Genomic DNA, 18,003 nt, shown 5'->3' on the forward strand with positions numbered 1-18,003 from the left:
AGCTTTTCTTATCTTACATAACCTTTTTCATAAAATTATAGAGTAAAAATTTTGATTATTACTTTGTAGCGTAAACAAAGGCAGGTATTTGATTGTGAAGAAAAAACAACAACCTGAACAATTTTATTTATACCCAAATAAATTAGTAGAGGAAGTATTTCATTCTACAACTGAAGGTATAATGATTACCGATGGACAAATGCACATTTCTCTTGTAAATGCTGCTTTTGAATTGGTTACAGGGTATTCGATGGATGATGTTCGAGGTAAAAATCCTCGTATTTTACAATCTGGTATGCAAGATGCTTCGTTCTATAAAAATATGTGGAATGAACTTAATACGAAAGGTGTTTGGCGGGGGGAAATCTGGAATAAAAGAAAAAGTGGTGAAATTTATCCAGAACAATTATCAATTGCAAGTATAGTGAATAGCGCTGGAGAGGTTACCAATTATTTTGGAGTTTTTTCAGATATATCTCGTAAAAAAGTAATAGAAAGAGAGTTAGAAGAGTTGACCCTTACGGATCAATTAACGAATTTAGCTAATAGATCGACGTTTAAAGAATCATTAAATGAATTAATTAGTTTTCCTCAATCACTTAATCATAAACATGCATTACTTTTTATTGATTTAGATCGTTTTAAACATATCAATGAGACAGTAGGAAATGATGTTGGAGATTTAATATTAACAGAAGTTGCCAATCGTATTAAATTAATCGTAAAAGAGAAAAATATATTTGCTCGATATGGTGGAGATGAGTTTTTACTGACTTTAAATGATATTCACCATCAAAAAGATGCAGCTCGTCAAGCTAAAGAAATTATTAAATCTTTAAACAAACCCTTTTTTATCGATGGAAACGAAATATATATCACTTCAAGTATAGGAATTAGTATTTTTCCGCAAGATGGTATAGATGCAGAAAAACTTATTCATAAAGCGGATAAAGCAATGTATTTTGCTAAACAGAATGGACGAAATCAATATGCTTTTTATTTCGAGGAGTTAAAAAAAGATTCTAAACGGTTACTTCTTTTAGAAGCAGAACTTAGAAAAGCCATTCAAACAAAAGAATTCCATATTTATTATCAACCTAAAATATCAGTTGGTAACCAAGAAATTATAGGTGTTGAAGCACTTGTTAGATGGGAAAATGATAAGTTAGGCAACGTTTCACCAGGAGAATTTATTCCTTACGCAGAGGATACTGGTTTAATTATTCCATTAAGTGAATTGATACTGGAAAAAGTATGCCTAGATATAATAGATTGGAGAAGTAAAGGGATACTCCACTTACCTATTTCAATTAATATTGCGTCATTACATTTCCAACAAGATGACTTTATGGAAAGAATAAATGCAATTCTTATGCAATATAATTGTAGTCCAAGCCAATTAGAATTAGAGTTGACAGAACGGACGGTTATGAAAGACGCGAAGGGTATAGTCAACAAGTTAATTAAACTAAAAAATATGGGCTTCAAAATTTCTATAGATGACTTTGGAACAGGTTATTCTTCTTTAAGTTATCTAAATCGTTTTCCACTAAATTATTTGAAGATAGACAGTAGTTTTGTTCAACAAATTACCTCTTTAAAAGATAAACAAGCCATCGTAGATTGTATTATAATGATGGCCCACCGTTTACATATAAAAGTAGTAGCTGAAGGTGTAGAAACGAAAGAGCAAGTTAAGCTTTTAAAGGAAATGGATTGTGATATCATCCAAGGATATTATTATAGCAGGCCAATTCCAAGCTCAGAGCTTTTGGATTTCATCGAATTATGGGAAATTCATAAGCAAGAAAGGAATGTATAATGACAAAATTTAAATTAGTAGCAACATCCGCAATGGGGTTAGAATCGATTGTAGCAGATGAAGTAAAGGCGCTAGGTTATGAAACAACTACTGAAAATGGAAAAATTTATTTCGAAGGTGATGAAAGAGCAATTGCCAAAGCAAATATTTGGTTGCGTGTTGCTGATCGTGTAAAAATTGTAGTTGCACAATTTCCAGCTAAAACATTTGACGAGCTTTTTGAAAAAACAAAAGCAATTCAATGGGAAAAGTTTCTAACAGTAGATGCTGCATTTCCTGTACAAGGAAAATCAGTTAAGTCTACTCTCTTTAGTGTTCCGGACTGTCAAGCTATTGTAAAAAAAGCAATTGTAGAGCGTCTTAAGCTAGCGTATAAGCGCATAGGATTTCTAGATGAATCAGGAGCAACATATAAAATTGAAATAAGTATTTTAAAAGATATAGCAACGATCACAATTGATACTAGTGGTGTTGGTCTGCATAAACGCGGTTATCGTCAAGAACAAGGAGAAGCTCCATTAAAAGAAACTCTTGCAGCTGCACTAGTGAAAATTTCTAAATGGAATCCAGATCGCCCATTTGTTGATCCGTTTTGTGGTTCTGGAACAATTCCGATTGAAGCTGCTATGATTGGACAAAATATAGCTCCAGGCTTTAATCGTGATTTCCATAGTGAATCGTGGTCATGGATGTCTAAAACTATATGGGATGATGTACGAAATGAAGCGGAAGATCTTGCGAGATATGATCAAGAGCTTCAAATTATAGGTTCTGATATCGATCATAAAATGATTCAAGTAGCGGAACAGAATTCTTTTGAGTCTGGTTTTGGAGACATTATAACATTTAAACAAATGCAAGCTAGTGACTTTTCCACTACGGTTACAGACGGTGTTATGATTGGTAACCCTCCGTACGGGGAGAGAATTGGAGAAGTTGAAGTAATTGAGAAAGTAATTAGCGATTTAGGATATTTAATGGAAAAGTATCCTACCTGGTCTGTCTATATGCTTTCATCCATGGAAAACTTTGAACAATTGTATGGTAAACGTGCAACAAAAAAACGTAAATTATTTAACGGATTTATTCGAACAGATTATTACCAATTTTGGGGTAAACGTTCTTAAGTAGAGGATTATTTGTGTAGATTAAAAATTAGTTTGACGGAAGGGAGGAACTCCTTTCCGTTCTTATTTTATTTTGGAGGAGTTCATATATGAAAAAAGCTTTACCATTTCAATTATCCAAGGACCGCTCTTTCTTCGAATCATTAGGTGATTGGATGGGAGATGTATTATACGATGAATTACCAGAAAAGGGTTTTGAGTGCCGTGATGAACAAATATTTATGGCTTATCAAATTGAAAAAGCTCTAAAAGAAAAAAATGTGCTATTTGCCGAGGCGGGAGTAGGTACAGGGAAGACTATTGCTTATTTGTTACCTGCAATTTCTTATGCAAGATATACGGGAAAACCTGCTTTAATCGCATGTGCAGATGAAACGTTAATTGAACAATTAGTTAAAGAAGCAGGCGATATTTTTAAACTGCAAAATTATTTAGATATTAAGATTGATGTACGTCTAGCAAAATCAAGAAATCAATATCTTTGTTTAAAACGATTAGAGGATGCTCAAAAAGATTTAGATAATGATTATTTCATAGAGGAAATAGAGGATCTAATTCCGGATTTTGTTTATGGTCATTCCTCTCTTCAGAAAATATTTCCCTATGGAGAAAGAAGCCAATTTTCTGGGGTAAGTGATGAAGATTGGCAAAAAGTAAATTTTCATCCGACTCAGCAGTGTATGGTTTGTGATTTGCGTAATCGTTGTGGCCAAACTATTCATCGTCAAAATTATAGAGAATCGGCAGATTTGCTTATATGTTCTCATGAATTTTTAATGGAACATATTTGGACAAAAGAATCGAGAGTTCGTGAGGGACAGCTTCCTTTATTGCCAGAAGTATCAATGATTGTATTGGATGAGGGACATCTATTAGAATTTGCTGCACAAAAAGCGCTTACGTATGAAATACAGAGTGAGACATTAGTTCGTTTATTAGAAAGAATCATGGTAGATGGAATTAGAGAGAAAACATTATATTTAATGGAGCAACTACAAGAAACTCATGATGAGATTTTTGGTTTAATTCGAAAAAATAGCATCGCCAGAGATTCAGACCGAATGACGATCAATAAATCAGATTTACTTATTCAAACATGCAAGAAAGCTATTAGTTTAACGGAAGATCTACTCGAAGAATTCGTCTTTGAGTCAGAGTTATTTACAATCCCTGAATACGAGCTGCGTATGGTGGAAGAATTTTTAGAGCAGTATGTTTATTCTTTACGTTTGTTCACGGAAAAAGGGGATGGAGTAGAGTGGCTTGAAATTATTGATGGCCATGAAACGTTGATTATTATGCCGCGTTTAGTAACAGATATTTTAAATGAAAAACTGTTTACTTCTAAAATGCCAATCGTATTTTCTTCCGCCACACTTTCTATTGAAAAAGATTTTACGTATATAGCGGATTCACTAGGTGTTGAAAAATACCAATCGTTCTCAGTAGCTTCCCCATTTGACTATGATGAAGTGATGAAAATCAATGTAACAAAACTACAACAAGAAGACAAAGCTAAACATGTGGCTAAATTATTGGAAGATAAGCAACAAACATTAATTTTATTTAAATCAAAAGCAGCAATGGACCAATTTCGAAATTCTATCCCTTTAACTAAAGATATTGTTTTTGAAGGGGAGAGAGAGCTTTCCACAATAGTGAAGGAGTTTCAAGAAGGTAACTTCTCAACATTATGCTCTTACCACTTATGGGAAGGTCTTGATTTACCTGAAAAAGCGTTAACAAGAGTTATTATTGTAGATTTGCCGTTCCCACCAGCAGATCCTTTGTTTGACGCAAAACGTAATTTTTCAAACGAACCATTTGAAGAAGTTGATTTACCATTTATGCTACTAAGATTGCAACAAGGCATCGGAAGACTTATTAGAACATCTAACGATTACGGAGAAATTCATATTCTACTTAACCCAGAAGAAGCAAATTTACAAAGTCGATTTGTTAAAATCTTGCCAACATCTATTCATCAATAATAGTCATATGGTACGATAATGTGGAGTTGGAAAAAAGGGGGAATTTATTTTGACGTTAGAACAACAATTTTTAGACTATGTAAAAAAGATTGGTGCGTACAATGAAGCATTAGGTGTATTATATTGGGACATGCGCACAGGGGCACCGAAAAAAGGAATAGACCAGCGTTCTGAAGTTGTAGGTGTACTTGCAACAGATGTATTTAATCTTTCCACATCAGACGAGTTGAAGAAATTATTAGATGAACTAGAACCTACAATTTCTTCAGCAAATATTGTAACGAAGCGTGTGTTTGAAGAAGTGAAAAAAGAATATGATTTGAGTAAAAAAATACCTGCAGATGAATATAAAAAATTTGTTATTCTTCAATCTAAATCCGAATCTGTTTGGGAAGAAGCAAAGTCCAAAAACGATTGGGCGATGTTCATGCCATATTTGACAGAAATGGTGGACACTTTAAAGAGATTTGTGACTTATTGGGGAGTAAAAGACAATAATCCATATAATGTATTGTTGGATCAATACGAGCCTGGAATGACTACGGAAATACTAGATAAAGTATTTGGAGATTTAAGAAATCGTATTGTGCCTTTATTAAAGAAAATTTCAGAATCTCCAAATCAACCGAAAACAGATTTCTTATATATGCATTTCGATAAAAAGCAGCAGGAGTCATTTAGTTTAGATGTGTTAAAACAACTTGGTTATGATTTTGAAGCGGGGAGACTAGATGAAACAGTTCATCCATTTGCAACCGGATTAAATCGTGGAGATGTCCGAATTACAACGAAATACGATGAATCAGATTTCCGTTCTGCTGTATTTGGTACTATTCATGAGTGTGGTCATGCCATTTATGAGCAAAATGTTGGGGAAGAATTAACGGGGACACCTCTAGCAGGTGGTGCATCCATGGGAATTCATGAATCACAGTCTCTATTTTATGAAAACTTTGTTGGCAGAAACCCGAAGTTTTGGGAACAAAACTATGAAAAGTTACAAAGCTATTCTCCAGAGCAATTCGGAAATGTATCGATGGAGGAATTTTTGCGTGCAATAAATGAAGTCAAGCCCTCCCTTATTCGTATTGAAGCAGATGAACTAACGTATGCACTTCATATAATGATTCGTTACGAAATCGAGAAAGGTCTATTTAATGGAGATTTAAAGGTTGAAGAACTGCCTAAAATCTGGAACGCGAAATATGAGGAATATTTAGGAGTACGACCTTCTACTAATGCAGAAGGAATACTGCAAGACGTTCATTGGGCGGGAGCAAGCTTCGGATATTTCCCTTCCTATGCTTTAGGTTATATGTATGCTTCACAGTTTAAGGCGGCTATGTTAAAGGATATCCCGAATTTTGACGAACTATTTGAACAAGGGGATTTATCTCCTATCAAATCTTGGCTCACCCAAAATGTCCATCAGTACGGTGCACTAAAAAAACCATTGGAAATACTAAAAGATGCAACAGGTGAAGGGCTTAATGGTAATTACTTGGCAGATTACTTAGAAGAGAAATATACTAAAATTTATCAATTATAAAAAACTGCTACTTTTTACAAGATTGTAGACAAACTTAAGAACGAGTTGTCTATAGTTTTTTCATCCGCTTCAATAAAATACATTTAACTTTCTAGGTATCCAATTGTCACTCTGACAGTTTTGGATACCTTTTTTATTGTTGTGCAGTCATGATAAAAGCAACTTAAGTAAATAGTCATGTTACAAAAATCATTCTTTTTCATTAGAAGGAATTTTCAGAAAACATATTGTTTTATAAAATTCCTTATGTTAAACTAATTTTGTAAATGGAACGGTATTCCGAATAATGGAATGGTGTTTATTTTTTGAATTTAATGTAAGCGTATTCAGAAGAGAATTTGAAAGGGGTAATGGTAATGGTTTATTGGAAGAAGGAGAGGGATGTTGAGATTTATTCACCACCTGGACATGAAGGAACATTCAACCGTCGTCTAGTAGGACCGGCTGAGGGTATTGAGAATTTGGAGGTCATTATTGGCGAGATGGAACCAGGCGGGTTAGCAGATCCACATTTCCATAAGGATATGGAGCAAATTATGTACATATTGGAAGGTAAGATGCATATTGTCATCAATGAAAAGGAGGCAGTCCTGTCTAAAGGAGATGTAATTTGGATTCCTAAAATGGCGATGCATGAAGTGAAAAATATAGGAGAAAGTCTTTTGCGTTTTGTCCTCATGTATTCCCCTCAAAAAGTGAAGGGATGAAATAATAACTGAAGGGAATGGGTGCAATGAAAGAAATGAAAAAAGTAGTAGCTTTGCTAAGTCTTTCTATTTTAATACTCGTCTCAGGATGTGGAAATACAGTTCAGGGCAATGAAAGAGACGGGGTTATTAAGCTGAAGATAGCGGATTCACTTCCTACTACAAATTATCTTTCGTCAGAAGGTACTTTGTTCTTCATGAATCGTGTAGAGGAATTAACAGACGGTAAAGTAGAATTCGAACATTATCCTGCCGAACAGATTGGAAAAGCGAGCAGTTATCTTGATTTGACATTGTCTAAAACAGTGGACATCGGATATACATCCTATTCTACTGAGCGTCTACCCTTGACAGAAGTTGCAACTCTGCCAGGTGCTTATAGTTCGTCCCAAGAGGGTTCCGAAATCTTTTGGAAGCTAATGAAAGACTATTTAACGGAAGAAGAGTATTTGAAACATGATGTACGTCCAATCTTTGCAGTTGCTTTACCTCAATATCAATACGTTACAGCAGAAAAACCGATTAAAAGTATTGAAGATATCAAAGGTACAAAGGCACGTGTTACAGGGACAATGGAGTTCGGTTTTGACGAACTTGGTGCTTCACCGATTTTCATGCCAGCTACGGAAGCTTATACAGCAATGGAGCGAGGTACGGTCGATGGGGTCACATTTCCATTCACAAGTTTTGCCGCCTATCAAATTGAGGCAATTGCTAAGTACACAACTAAAGGTGCCAATCTAGGTAGTTTTGCTGTAGTTTATTCCATTAATGATGAAGTCTATCAATCTTTACCTCAAGGAGTGAAGGAAGCGATATCCCAAGCGGGGGACGAAACTGTCGCACACTTATCGAAATTCCTGGATGAGAAAAACGAGGAATTGGCAGAACAATATGCCGAAGAAATGGAAGTATACGAGTTAAGTGAAGCAGAATCCGCCCAGTGGGATAAGGCTCTTGAACCTTCATGGGACCGTTGGGCACAAGATTTGGAAAGCCGTGGTTTCAATGCTAAAGAAACAATCAAAAAGTATCGTGAAATACAAGCTAGTTTAAATAAATAAAAGGCGTTCTTGTAACGAGAGCGCTGTCCCTAAGGAGGTGGAAGTATGGACTTCATTGAAAAATGGTTTGATAAGTTAGAATTTCTTTCATTGAGGCTTTCACAAGTAGCTGTTGTGATCATGATGTTATTAACGACCGCAGATGCAATAAGTCGTTATCTTTTAAAGCAATCTATTATAGGAGCTTATGAAACGATTGAATTGTATTTGATGGTGGCACTTGTGTTTTTAAGCATGAGCTTTGTACAGAAAATAGACGGACATATCCGCCTTGACATTCTATTCGATCGATTTCCGAAACGAGTGCAGGATGTTCTGAATATCATCTATTACGTGTTCGCGGCAGTGATGTTTTTTTTCATCGGTTTGAAAGGGTCCAATATGACACTAGAAGCATTGCAATTTAATTATGTTGCGGCTGGCCTTATCAATCTACCTTTATGGCTATCTTATATATGGATTCCGATTGGTTCATTCTTATTGGTTATTAGGTTGATATTACTGGCTTTACTTCTCGCTATAGGAAAAGGTAAATACAGTGAAACAGATCCTTCTGATGGGAGTGAAATGCTATGAGTGTTGCAATACCGCTTATTTTACTTTTACTATTCTTAGCCTTCGGAATGCCTATTGCTTTTGCTTTAGGAATTGCAGGATCTATTGGATTACTTATGAACAGCGGATGGGATTCATTTTTAGGAATTATGCAGACAGCACCTTATGACAGTGTTAAAAGTTTTATAATGACCTCGATTCCAATGTTCATTCTCATGGCTTCATTAATGACAGTTAGTGGAATTATGAAGGATCTCTTTCAGGCTGCATACAAATGGCTTGGAAAATTGCCAGGAGGACTTGGAATTGCGACTGTATTTGCAGGGGCGATGATGGCATCAGTTTCAGGTTCGAGTCAGGCTTCTGCCGCAGCCATGTCGAAAGCAGCTGCACCAGAAATGAAAAAATACAACTACGATACAGCTTTTACTATGGGCGTTGTTAGTATGGCCGGAACCTTGGCAGTCATGATTCCACCAAGCATTATCTTAATCCTTTATGGAATTTTAACTGAAACAGGTGTTGGGTCCCTACTCATTGCTGGAATTATACCTGGGGTTCTTACAGCTCTAGGTTATATTATTGTCATTTTCCTTTGGGTAAAATTTAAGCCCGAAATTGCACCAAAAATTGAAATCAATCCTACCATAAAAGAGAAGTTTGTTGCTCTAAAGAATATATGGCCGATGCTTATCATTATCCTTGCTGTTATTGGAGGAATTTATAGCGGACTAGTAACAGCTACGGAAGCAGGAGCGATGGGTGCTTTTATTACATTAGTCGTTGTATTTATCATGGGAAGAATGAATCTTAACAAATTTGGAGAAGCACTTACTGATACTATCAAATCTACTACGATGATAATGACGATTATCATTGGGGCACATATTTTCAGTTACTTCTTAACATTGACTCAGTCTACCCAGCGAATTGTTGGAATAGTTGAAAGGTTGGATACATCTAAATATTGGATATTGGCAATTATTATCATCATCTATCTAATTTTAGGATTCTTTATGGACCAAATAGCAATTCTTATTTTGACACTTCCATTAACATTCCCAATCATCACATCGCTTGGTTTCGATCCAGTATGGTTTGGAATTATTGTGACGAAAACTGTAGAAATAGGATTGGTAACACCTCCAGTCGGTATGAACGTCTTTGTCGCAACAGGAGCTGCAGGAGTTAAGACTGCGGAAGGATTTAAAGGGGTAACTTGGTTTGTCATCATGGATCTGTTTATACTAGTATTATTAATTTTAATGCCATTCATTACATTATGGCTTCCTGAATTAATGATTAAATAAAGCAAAATTAGGAAGGAAATTAATATGAATTCAAATGTCATCTCTAAAACTTTTTCTATACTTAGAGCATTTACTGATATACAAAACGAGTGGGGAGTGAATGAACTCTCCAGATATCTTAAGATGCCTGTAAGTAGTACCCATCGAATGATTTCCATGTTAAAGGACGAGCATATTTTGGAGTATTCGGAGTTAACTAATAAATATAGAGTCGGATCTGACTTCATCAGAATGGCATCAATCGTTTCTACTAATGTAGATGTGAAACGAGTAGCTCGTCCACAACTGGAAAGTCTGGCATCAGAATTACGGCACTCCGTATATTTTGGACTTTATTATCCGCAACATACAAAGCTTTCGTTTGTTGATAGTGTTAAAAGTTCATTTGCACTCCAGTATGTCTTAGAAATCGGTGTTTTACAGCCGGTCCACATTGCAGCCAGTGGTAAAACGATACTCGCATATCTTTCAGATTCTGAAATTGAAGATGTATTTGATAAAGAAGGAGAATCACAAGATAAAAGAAATGAAATTAAAGAGGAACTTAAAAAAATTAAAAGCCAAGGGTATGCAATTACAGCTAATGAGCGGAAAGAAGGAGCTCTCAGTATTGGAGCACCAATTTTTGATGCTGGTAGTAAGGTAATAGGCAGCATAATTTGTGTAATCCCTATAGGTGATTATCAAAAAGAGCTCGAAGGTTCGTATATAGAAAAAATAAAAGAGGCTGCTCTTAATATTTCCTATAAATTAGGTTATCGGAAAGTGTAAAGGAGGATTCTATTGAATAACTATCGAACGTTTCTTTTTGTACCAGGGATTAAGAAAAAGTGGTTTGATAAAATTCCTACCTTTGGAGCGGATGGTGTCATTCTCGATTTGGAAGATAGTGTTCCATTGCATTTGAAAGGTGAGGCACGGGGCTATGTAGCTGAAGAGATTCCTCATCTATGCTCTAAAGGTATAAATGTATTTGTCCGAATCAATAAAGAGGAAGAATTCGATTTGGAGGATTTAAGGGCTGTCGTAGTGAAGGGTATTAAAGGTCTTGTTTTGCCAAAATTGTATGGTCCTGATGACATTGAATCGATTTCGAAAGTTCTGGAAAATTTGGAGCACGATCAAGGAATCCCTAGAGGGACGGTAAAACTTCTACCTATCCTTGAAACAGCAAAATCGATGCAGATGGCGTATGAAATTGCTATTTGTGAACGCGTTATAGGAATAGCGGGTTTAAGTGCCAAAAATGGGGATGTTGCTCGTGCACTCGGATATAAATGGACGAATGAAGGCTTGGAGACTTTGTATATGCGTTCTAAAGTTGTGATGGCTGCACGTGCTGCAGGAATCCTACCAATTGGTGGTCTTTGGCAAGATGTTCATAATCTAGATGGGTTAAAGAGAAGTGCAGCGTTCAATCGACAATTGGGGTTTGCTGGCGAGCTGATTCTACATCCTTCTAATGTCTCGATTGTAAATGAAATTTACTCTCCTTCAGAGGATGAAATCATCTACTATCGTGGTTTGGTGGATGCATTTGAGTTAGCAGAAAGCAATGGCGAAACGGCCATCATGTACCAGGGCGAGCATATTGATTATGCCCATGTGAAAACAGCAAGGGAAATATTGGATATCTATCAACAACTACATCAGACAAGCAAGTAAGGGGGAGAAACCATGTCAGGCGGAAAATATTATGAGGAATTAATGATTGGTGATGTCTATAAACACCTGCCTGGACGTACAGTTACAGAAACGGATAACTTGTTGTTTACAACTTTGACCCATAATACGCAATCACTACATTTAGATGAGGAGTATTCAAAAGGGACAATTCATGGAGGACGAATCGTTAATAGCCTTTTCACCTTATCTTTTGTCGTAGGAGTAGGAGTTGCAGAATTAACAGAAGGGACTACGCTAGGTAATTTAGGTTTTGAAGAGACTACGTTTCCTGCACCTGTTCGAATCGGGGATACACTCCGCGCTGAGACGGAGATTGTTGGTAAACGTGAGTCAAAATCACGTGCTGGCACTGGAATCGTCTGGTTTGAACAAAGAGGCTATAACCAGCATGGGGAGTTGGTGGTAAAGACAAAGCGAGCGGGTCTTATGTTAAAAAAACCAAGTACGAGTAAATAATTAATCATTTTATTTAAAAGTTTAGGAGGAGAACAGATGAGTGGACCGTTGGAAGGTATTCGTGTACTTGATCTTACTTCAGTTGTAATGGGTCCATATTGCACACTCATGTTAGCAGATATGGGGGCTGATGTCATTAAAATTGAAAGCCCATCAGGGGATACGACACGGTATCTCGGACCATCGAAAAACCGTGGAATGGGAAGTCTCTTTCTCCATTTAAACCGCAATAAGCGGAGCGTTGCTCTTGATCTAAAGAGTAAAGATGGGTTGGAAACGATGATTGCCCTTGTAAAAGATGCAGATGTTCTCGTTCATACGATGAGACCTAAAACGATGGAAAGACTCGGCCTTTCCTATGAACATCTCAGGAAAGTAAATAGTCAACTAATTTACTGTGGGATGTATGGGTTTAGTAAAGAAGGGCCGTATGGTGACAAGCCTGCTTACGATGACATTATTCAGGCTGCATCAGGAATTGTGTCAGCCCAAGGGAAGGTTTCAGGATCTCCCCAATACTTGGCAACTGTTTTGGCTGACAAGACTGCCGGGCTTGTCGGTCTCAGTTCGATTTTGGCTGCATTGCTCTATCGCCAGCAAAAAGGGGGCGGTCAGGAAATTGAAGTGCCAATGTTTGAGACGATGGTTTCATACAATATGATTGAGCATATGTATGGGGAGACATTTATTCCAGCAAAAGGCTCAACCTATTATTCACGTGTTACTTCTCCTTACCGAAAGCCATATAAGACGAAGGATGGTTACATAGGTGTCATGATCTACAATGATAAACAATGGAAATCTTTCTTTGAAGTGTCGGGTCACCAAGAGTTGGCAGCAGATGAAAGATTTGTTGATATGGAGGTTAGGACACAAAATATAGATTTTGTTTACAGTATGATTGAGGAAATAATAGCTGAGAAAACGACTGAAACATGGCTCTCCTTATTAGTGAATGCTGATATTCCTTGCACAAATATCAATACACCAGATGACCTATTTAAGGATCCTCATTTGAATGACATTAATTTCTTTAGAACTGTCAATCATCCGACGGAAGGAGAAATAAGAGATATGAAGTTCCCAGTAACATTCTCGGAAACTCCTGTCGAATTAAACCGCTATGCACCGAACTTGGGAGAACATAATGAAGAGTTATTAAAGGGACTTCAGTTGCGGGAAAAAGACGGGAAATAAATAAGAAGAGTCGGCTATCATCATTAGTGCCGACTCTCTTACATATGGGGGAGTAATTTATGGCTGATTTACTATTTCTTGTGAAAAATCATATCGCTACGATTACATTGAATCGACCGCTCCAAATGAATGCCTTTAGCAAAGAAATGATTGATTTATGGATTAAGGCGTTGGAGGAGATAAGGGATAATCCAGAAATTCATATCGGAGTAGTTACTGGTAATGGACGTGCCTTCTGTGCAGGTGGTGATGTGAAGTCAATGATTAATCAGAAAGGATTCTTAGCCAAGAAAGAATTAGATGAGACTGATTTTAGAAGTACACCATTGCATGTGAAAAATAGCCTTTGGAAGAACATCCAACGAATTCCACTTCTAATGGAAGAGATAGATAAACCGATGATTGCGGCAATCAATGGTCATGCAATGGGGGCTGGGCTTGACATGGCTTTGATGTGCGATATAAGAATCGCCTCTGACCAGGCAAAATTAGGTGAAACCTATATAAACGCCGGAATCGTCCCTGGTGATGGCGGAGGATATTATTTGCCAAGAATTATCGGAATGGACATGGCATTAGAAATGCTTTGGACAGGCAAAGTGTTAAGTGCCGAAGAAGGACTAAAGTTAAAAATGTTGAGTCAAGTTGTCCCTTATGATGAATTGTATGGATTTATTCAAAACTATTGTGAAGGGATATTGAAGAAACCTCAAGAAGTAATCCAAATGACAAAACGAATTGTGAAAGAATCTCAGACAATGTCTCTGAAGCAATCATTGGATTATGTTTCATCCCAGATGGCCATTAGTGTGTTTCATCAGGGTCATAAAGATGCCCTAATTGAACTTAGAAATAAATTTATGAAAGAAAAATAGATTATGCAATTACTAATAAATCTAGAATGGGCCATTTACAAAAATAGGCGAGGAGGGAAGTGTGTTATTCACTTCCTCCTCGCTCAATTCTCTGTAAATTTTGTAAATTACTTTATTCACGATACCGATTACCAGAATTTATATCCTTTTGATCCAGGTGGTGCATTTTGAATCATATCGATTAGGGGAACTGTATAAGCAAATAAAATTAAAGCAATACAAATGGTTAACCAAATTTTCCAATTCTCCAGTACCATAGGTGTTTTCTCAGCATGTTCAGAAACTTCACTGATAGGGAATTCAGTTTCTCCTTTTGGAGCAAACCATATTAAGTTTATAACAATATAAAGGACTAATATGATCCCTATGAATAGAATGGTGCCACCAACTGCTTGTGCAATTTGATAGGGAATCCATTCTGCCGCTTGTTCAGAACCTCCATAAGTAGAGAAGTCCGAACGACGAGGGGCTCCAAATAAACCGACAATATGCATTGCACCTGACATGATACTCATTCCAAATGCCCAAACAATACCTTGAATAATAGCAAGTCTGTTCATTTGCTTTGTTAATACTCTCCCTGTTAGATGTGGGAGGAGCCAGTATGCTGCACCGAAGAAAGTTAACACAACAGTTGTAGCTACTGTCAAATGGAAGTGGCCAGTTACCCAGATAGTATTATGAACTACTTGGTTCATCTGGTGAGAGGCATTAATTATTCCACCAGCACCAGCAGGGATAAATGCAGCCATTCCGATAAAAGGAACTAAGAAACGAGCATCTCCCCATGGTAATTTTTTTAACCATCCAAATATACCTTTTCCACCTAATGCACGCCCACGTAACTCAAAAGTTGCAAACATAGAAAATGCAGTTAATAGAGAAGGGATAACAACCATTAATGTTAATACAACTTGCAGGAACTTCCAGAAAGAACTGATTCCTGGCTCAGTTAACTGATGGTGGAATCCTACTGGAATAGAGAAAAGTAAAAATAACATAAATGACAATCTAGCGAGTGCATCAGAGAAAATTTTTCCTCCAATAATTTTTGGGATAATAACATACCAAACCATATATGCTGGCAATAACCAGAAATATACTAATGGGTGACCGAAATACCAGAATAATGTACGGGAAAGCAGAACATCCACTTCATCTACCCAACCCAATGACCATGGGATCAGTTGGAAAACAACTTCCACTGCTACACCAAGTGAACAAATAATCCACATTGCCAAATTCACTACAACCATAAAAGTTAATAATGGACTAGGCTGACCAGGATTAGCCTTTCTCCATTCGATGTATTTCATTATCTGGCCTGCTCCACCAATCCATGATCCCACAACTACTAAAGCCATTCCTACGTAGAAAATCCAGTGAGCTTGTAGTGGAGCATAGAAAGTATACAGTACAGATGCTTCATTTAACAAAACCATAACGGAAGCAGCAGTTGTACCGATTGTCATTGTCCAAAAACCGATCCATCCAAACAATCTTTGTATATTAGTTAATGTACCAGCAGTACGGCTAACGGCAGCAATTTGAAAACCAAAAATAAAATAGGTTGTTAAAATTAGTCCTAGTAAAACACCATGAACCGTTAAAATTTGATAATAGCCGATTCCCCAAGGGAGTGTAAATGTACCAGAGCGTACTAATGTTTGTAAAAGACCACAAAGCCCACCAATCGCTAATGCGATGAAAGCAACATATATATGGGCGAGTGCTAGTTTTCCGTCTCTTTTATCTACTTTTACTAAGTCTTTCGCTTTTTCTGTAATAGTTGTCATATTACTCAACCACCTTTAGCATGGATGTCATGGACGAATGTCCAACACCACAATATTCATTACATAAGATTAGATACTCTCCTGCTTTATCAACGGTAGTTACATATTCAGAAACATATCCTGGTTCAAGCATCATATTAATGTTTGTGCCAGCTACTTGGAACCCATGAACTACATCCTTGGTTGTTGCTATAAATTTCACTTTAGACCCTAGGGGAACTTCAATCTCAGGTGGATTATAAAAAAATGCAGAAGCTACAAATACAACTTCATAGTCCCAATCTTTTCCTTCCACTTTATGCACTCCTGGGTTATTAAATGGTGCTATCTCTTCCACACGTTCCGGATCAATATAAATTTTTGAGCTTGGTGGATGTGATCCAAAGTGGAATGCACTAATACCAACAATGACTAAAAATAAGACCAATGAGCTAACTCCAAATGTTATCCACCATTTTTCGTACTTATGAATATGCATCGCTTTAAACCTCCAAATTATTAAAATCTATCAATAAACAAGTAAAATGCCATAAACCATGTAATTAATATGAATACCCCAAGAAATCCAACCGAATATAATGTTCCTTTCAAATCTAGTTCTTTTTCACGTTTTTTCGACATTTGTCTACACCTCCTACAATAGTAGTTCTTGTATAGTTTTAATAATAAATAGTATTGAAGTGCAATGATGTGAGAAAAGTCACACAAGAAAGGGGATAATGTGAAATTAATGTGAAGAATAAATGAGATAGGGGTAGTTGGAGGAATAAAAAAAGAACTTTCATAAGTTGAAAGTTCTCTTAGGTCTCATTATTCATCGATCGTAAGTATAATCGTTAAATTACCAATGTCATTAATTACGACTGGTAGTCTAAAAGCATGCTGAAATCCAAATAATTTGGTCGTACCAACAATGACAGTAGGTGGCGTAATGTCTATTTCTAAGTTGTTACCTGCAACAGTAGTACATAAATTACCTGCTATCATATTTCCTAATTCACCTGTAAATGATTCAAGCATTTCTCCTTCTAAAGCCATACCAAACATAGTTGCACCAATCGATGAAAAACAATTAGATGTCGAATCTATAATTATACGACCTTTTATATCTCCTATAATCCCAATTAGTACACCCATCTCTTTTTGATCATATGGTTGAACCATCAAAGATGGTGATTTAATATCCATAGGAAGAGGGATAACGGACTTTAACGATTGAATCGTGCCATTTAGTATAGTTTGTATGTGTTTAGACGCACTCATTTTATCCCTCCGAATAGTAAAGATGGCTTAATTTTAGCATAAAAGCATTACAAAAAGAATACTATATGTAGAAAATGTCGAAACATTGTGCTATTATTTAAATGAGAATGAATTTCAAATTCACTTGAGAGGACGATATGTATGTTAGCGTTATTAATTGGATCAACTATTTTACTTTATAGTGGGGTCACAGCTTATGTGTTACGTGCAACTTCCCCCCAAGTTAAATAAAATTACTTTCTGAAGTTGGCTTGATTTGTTCAATAGAAGTGGAACAGATGAAGCCAGCTTTTTTTACTTATGAAGCGGAAATAAAAAACGTACTCCTGCGCAAGCTCGTCGCAGAAATACAAGAGATTTTGCTCCTGCGCGGAGCTCGTCGCAGAACTTCAAAAGATTTTGCTCCTGCGCGGAGCTCGTCGCAGAACTTCAAAAGATTTTGCTCCTGCGCGGAGCTCGTCGCAGAACTTCAAAAGATTTTGCTCCTGCGCGGAGCTCGTCGCAGAAAATCAAGATCTTTTGCTCCTGCGCAAGCTCGTCGCAGAAAATCAAGATCTTTTGCTCCTGCGCAAGCTCGTCGCAGAAAATCAAGATCTTTTGCTCCT

The 18,003-nt window shown here is 36.7% G+C and carries 18 protein-coding genes; 14 read left to right on the forward strand and 4 right to left on the reverse strand.

The features are described from left to right. Positions 1-94: 94 nt before the first annotated feature. The 13 genes from PGC35_RS09015 to PGC35_RS09075 all read left to right on the forward strand — a co-directional run bounded on the left by PGC35_RS09015 (position 95) and on the right by PGC35_RS09075 (position 14,339). A complete protein-coding gene (locus tag PGC35_RS09015; RefSeq protein WP_375218905.1) occupies positions 95-1,822 on the forward strand; it encodes a putative bifunctional diguanylate cyclase/phosphodiesterase in 1,728 nt (575 codons plus the stop codon). Beyond that, on the forward strand, positions 1,822-2,949 hold the full coding sequence (locus PGC35_RS09020) for a THUMP domain-containing class I SAM-dependent RNA methyltransferase (protein WP_375218906.1): 1,128 nt from the start codon (positions 1,822-1,824) through the stop codon (positions 2,947-2,949). Before PGC35_RS09015 ends, PGC35_RS09020 begins: the two co-directional genes overlap by 1 nt. Positions 2,950-3,038: 89 nt before the next feature. Further along, a complete protein-coding gene (locus PGC35_RS09025) occupies positions 3,039-4,940 on the forward strand; it encodes an ATP-dependent DNA helicase (RefSeq protein ID WP_375218907.1) in 1,902 nt (633 codons plus the stop codon). Positions 4,941-4,989: 49 nt separating this feature from the next. Next, positions 4,990-6,489, forward strand: coding sequence for a carboxypeptidase M32 (locus PGC35_RS09030; protein WP_375218908.1), 1,500 nt, complete (start codon positions 4,990-4,992; stop codon positions 6,487-6,489). 356 nt (positions 6,490-6,845) lie between these two features. Beyond that, the gene (locus PGC35_RS09035; protein WP_375218909.1) at positions 6,846-7,196 is read left to right on the forward strand and encodes a cupin domain-containing protein; all 351 of its coding nucleotides are present in this window, start codon (positions 6,846-6,848) and stop codon (positions 7,194-7,196) included. 26 nt (positions 7,197-7,222) lie between these two features. Next, positions 7,223-8,260, forward strand: a complete 1,038-nt coding sequence (locus PGC35_RS09040) for a TRAP transporter substrate-binding protein (RefSeq protein WP_375218910.1) — start codon at positions 7,223-7,225, stop codon at positions 8,258-8,260. Positions 8,261-8,305: 45 nt separating this feature from the next. Next, a complete protein-coding gene (locus tag PGC35_RS09045) occupies positions 8,306-8,836 on the forward strand; it encodes a TRAP transporter small permease (protein WP_375218911.1) in 531 nt (176 codons plus the stop codon). Next, positions 8,833-10,125 carry a TRAP transporter large permease gene (locus PGC35_RS09050; protein WP_375218912.1) on the forward strand — a complete coding sequence of 431 codons (1,293 nt, stop codon included), beginning with the start codon at positions 8,833-8,835 and terminating at the stop codon, positions 10,123-10,125. Before PGC35_RS09045 ends, PGC35_RS09050 begins: the two co-directional genes overlap by 4 nt. 24 nt (positions 10,126-10,149) lie before the next feature. Then, positions 10,150-10,896, forward strand: a complete 747-nt coding sequence (locus tag PGC35_RS09055) for an IclR family transcriptional regulator (protein ID WP_375218913.1) — start codon at positions 10,150-10,152, stop codon at positions 10,894-10,896. A 12-nt stretch (positions 10,897-10,908) separates the two neighbouring features. Then, complete coding sequence (locus PGC35_RS09060; RefSeq protein WP_375218914.1) at positions 10,909-11,790, forward strand: HpcH/HpaI aldolase/citrate lyase family protein; 882 nt, start codon at positions 10,909-10,911, stop codon at positions 11,788-11,790. Between the two features lie 12 nt (positions 11,791-11,802). After that, on the forward strand, positions 11,803-12,267 hold the full coding sequence (locus tag PGC35_RS09065; protein WP_056829551.1) for a MaoC family dehydratase: 465 nt from the start codon (positions 11,803-11,805) through the stop codon (positions 12,265-12,267). 36 nt (positions 12,268-12,303) lie between these two features. After that, positions 12,304-13,464 carry a CaiB/BaiF CoA transferase family protein gene (locus PGC35_RS09070; protein WP_375218915.1) on the forward strand — a complete coding sequence of 387 codons (1,161 nt, stop codon included), beginning with the start codon at positions 12,304-12,306 and terminating at the stop codon, positions 13,462-13,464. A gap of 59 nt (positions 13,465-13,523) precedes the next feature. Next, the gene (locus PGC35_RS09075) at positions 13,524-14,339 is read left to right on the forward strand and encodes an enoyl-CoA hydratase-related protein (protein ID WP_375218916.1); all 816 of its coding nucleotides are present in this window, start codon (positions 13,524-13,526) and stop codon (positions 14,337-14,339) included. A 128-nt stretch (positions 14,340-14,467) separates the two neighbouring features. On the opposite strand, the gene PGC35_RS09080 is transcribed toward PGC35_RS09075, so the two are convergent. The 4 genes from PGC35_RS09080 to PGC35_RS09095 form a co-directional block, all read right to left on the reverse strand. After that, positions 14,468-16,135: a b(o/a)3-type cytochrome-c oxidase subunit 1 gene (locus tag PGC35_RS09080; RefSeq protein WP_375218917.1), complete on the reverse strand. Its 1,668-nt coding sequence runs from the start codon at positions 16,133-16,135 to the stop codon at positions 14,468-14,470. A gap of 1 nt (position 16,136) precedes the next feature. Next, complete coding sequence (locus PGC35_RS09085; RefSeq protein WP_375218918.1) at positions 16,137-16,613, reverse strand: cupredoxin domain-containing protein; 477 nt, start codon at positions 16,611-16,613, stop codon at positions 16,137-16,139. A 20-nt stretch (positions 16,614-16,633) separates the two neighbouring features. Next, entirely contained in the window at positions 16,634-16,756 is a 123-nt protein-coding gene (locus PGC35_RS09090; protein WP_375218919.1) for a cytochrome c oxidase subunit 2A, read from the reverse strand. A 189-nt stretch (positions 16,757-16,945) separates the two neighbouring features. Next, positions 16,946-17,398 carry a chemotaxis protein CheX gene (locus PGC35_RS09095; RefSeq protein ID WP_053589744.1) on the reverse strand — a complete coding sequence of 151 codons (453 nt, stop codon included), beginning with the start codon at positions 17,396-17,398 and terminating at the stop codon, positions 16,946-16,948. 278 nt (positions 17,399-17,676) lie between these two features. On the opposite strand from PGC35_RS09095, the gene PGC35_RS09100 reads away from it, so the two are divergent. Continuing rightward, positions 17,677-18,003: hypothetical protein (locus PGC35_RS09100; RefSeq protein WP_375218920.1), on the forward strand; the 327-nt coding region annotated here is incomplete at its 3' end.

Origin of the sequence: Psychrobacillus sp. PGGUH221 (assembly GCF_042055255.1) — a bacterium.
Taxonomy (GTDB): domain Bacteria; phylum Bacillota; class Bacilli; order Bacillales_A; family Planococcaceae; genus Psychrobacillus.

Coding starts and splice junctions, on each gene's coding strand:
- PGC35_RS09020 (WP_375218906.1), top strand. CDS start 1,822: ATGACAAAATTTAAATTAGTAGCAACATCCGCAATGGGGTTAGAATCG.
- PGC35_RS09025 (WP_375218907.1), top strand. CDS start 3,039: ATGAAAAAAGCTTTACCATTTCAATTATCCAAGGACCGCTCTTTCTTC.
- PGC35_RS09035 (WP_375218909.1), top strand. CDS start 6,846: ATGGTTTATTGGAAGAAGGAGAGGGATGTTGAGATTTATTCACCACCT.
- PGC35_RS09040 (WP_375218910.1), top strand. CDS start 7,223: ATGAAAGAAATGAAAAAAGTAGTAGCTTTGCTAAGTCTTTCTATTTTA.
- PGC35_RS09045 (WP_375218911.1), top strand. CDS start 8,306: ATGGACTTCATTGAAAAATGGTTTGATAAGTTAGAATTTCTTTCATTG.
- PGC35_RS09050 (WP_375218912.1), top strand. CDS start 8,833: ATGAGTGTTGCAATACCGCTTATTTTACTTTTACTATTCTTAGCCTTC.
- PGC35_RS09055 (WP_375218913.1), top strand. CDS start 10,150: ATGAATTCAAATGTCATCTCTAAAACTTTTTCTATACTTAGAGCATTT.
- PGC35_RS09065 (WP_056829551.1), top strand. CDS start 11,803: ATGTCAGGCGGAAAATATTATGAGGAATTAATGATTGGTGATGTCTAT.
- PGC35_RS09070 (WP_375218915.1), top strand. CDS start 12,304: ATGAGTGGACCGTTGGAAGGTATTCGTGTACTTGATCTTACTTCAGTT.
- PGC35_RS09075 (WP_375218916.1), top strand. CDS start 13,524: ATGGCTGATTTACTATTTCTTGTGAAAAATCATATCGCTACGATTACA.
- PGC35_RS09080 (WP_375218917.1), bottom strand. CDS start 16,135: ATGACAACTATTACAGAAAAAGCGAAAGACTTAGTAAAAGTAGATAAA.
- PGC35_RS09085 (WP_375218918.1), bottom strand. CDS start 16,613: ATGCATATTCATAAGTACGAAAAATGGTGGATAACATTTGGAGTTAGC.
- PGC35_RS09090 (WP_375218919.1), bottom strand. CDS start 16,756: ATGTCGAAAAAACGTGAAAAAGAACTAGATTTGAAAGGAACATTATAT.
- PGC35_RS09095 (WP_053589744.1), bottom strand. CDS start 17,398: ATGAGTGCGTCTAAACACATACAAACTATACTAAATGGCACGATTCAA.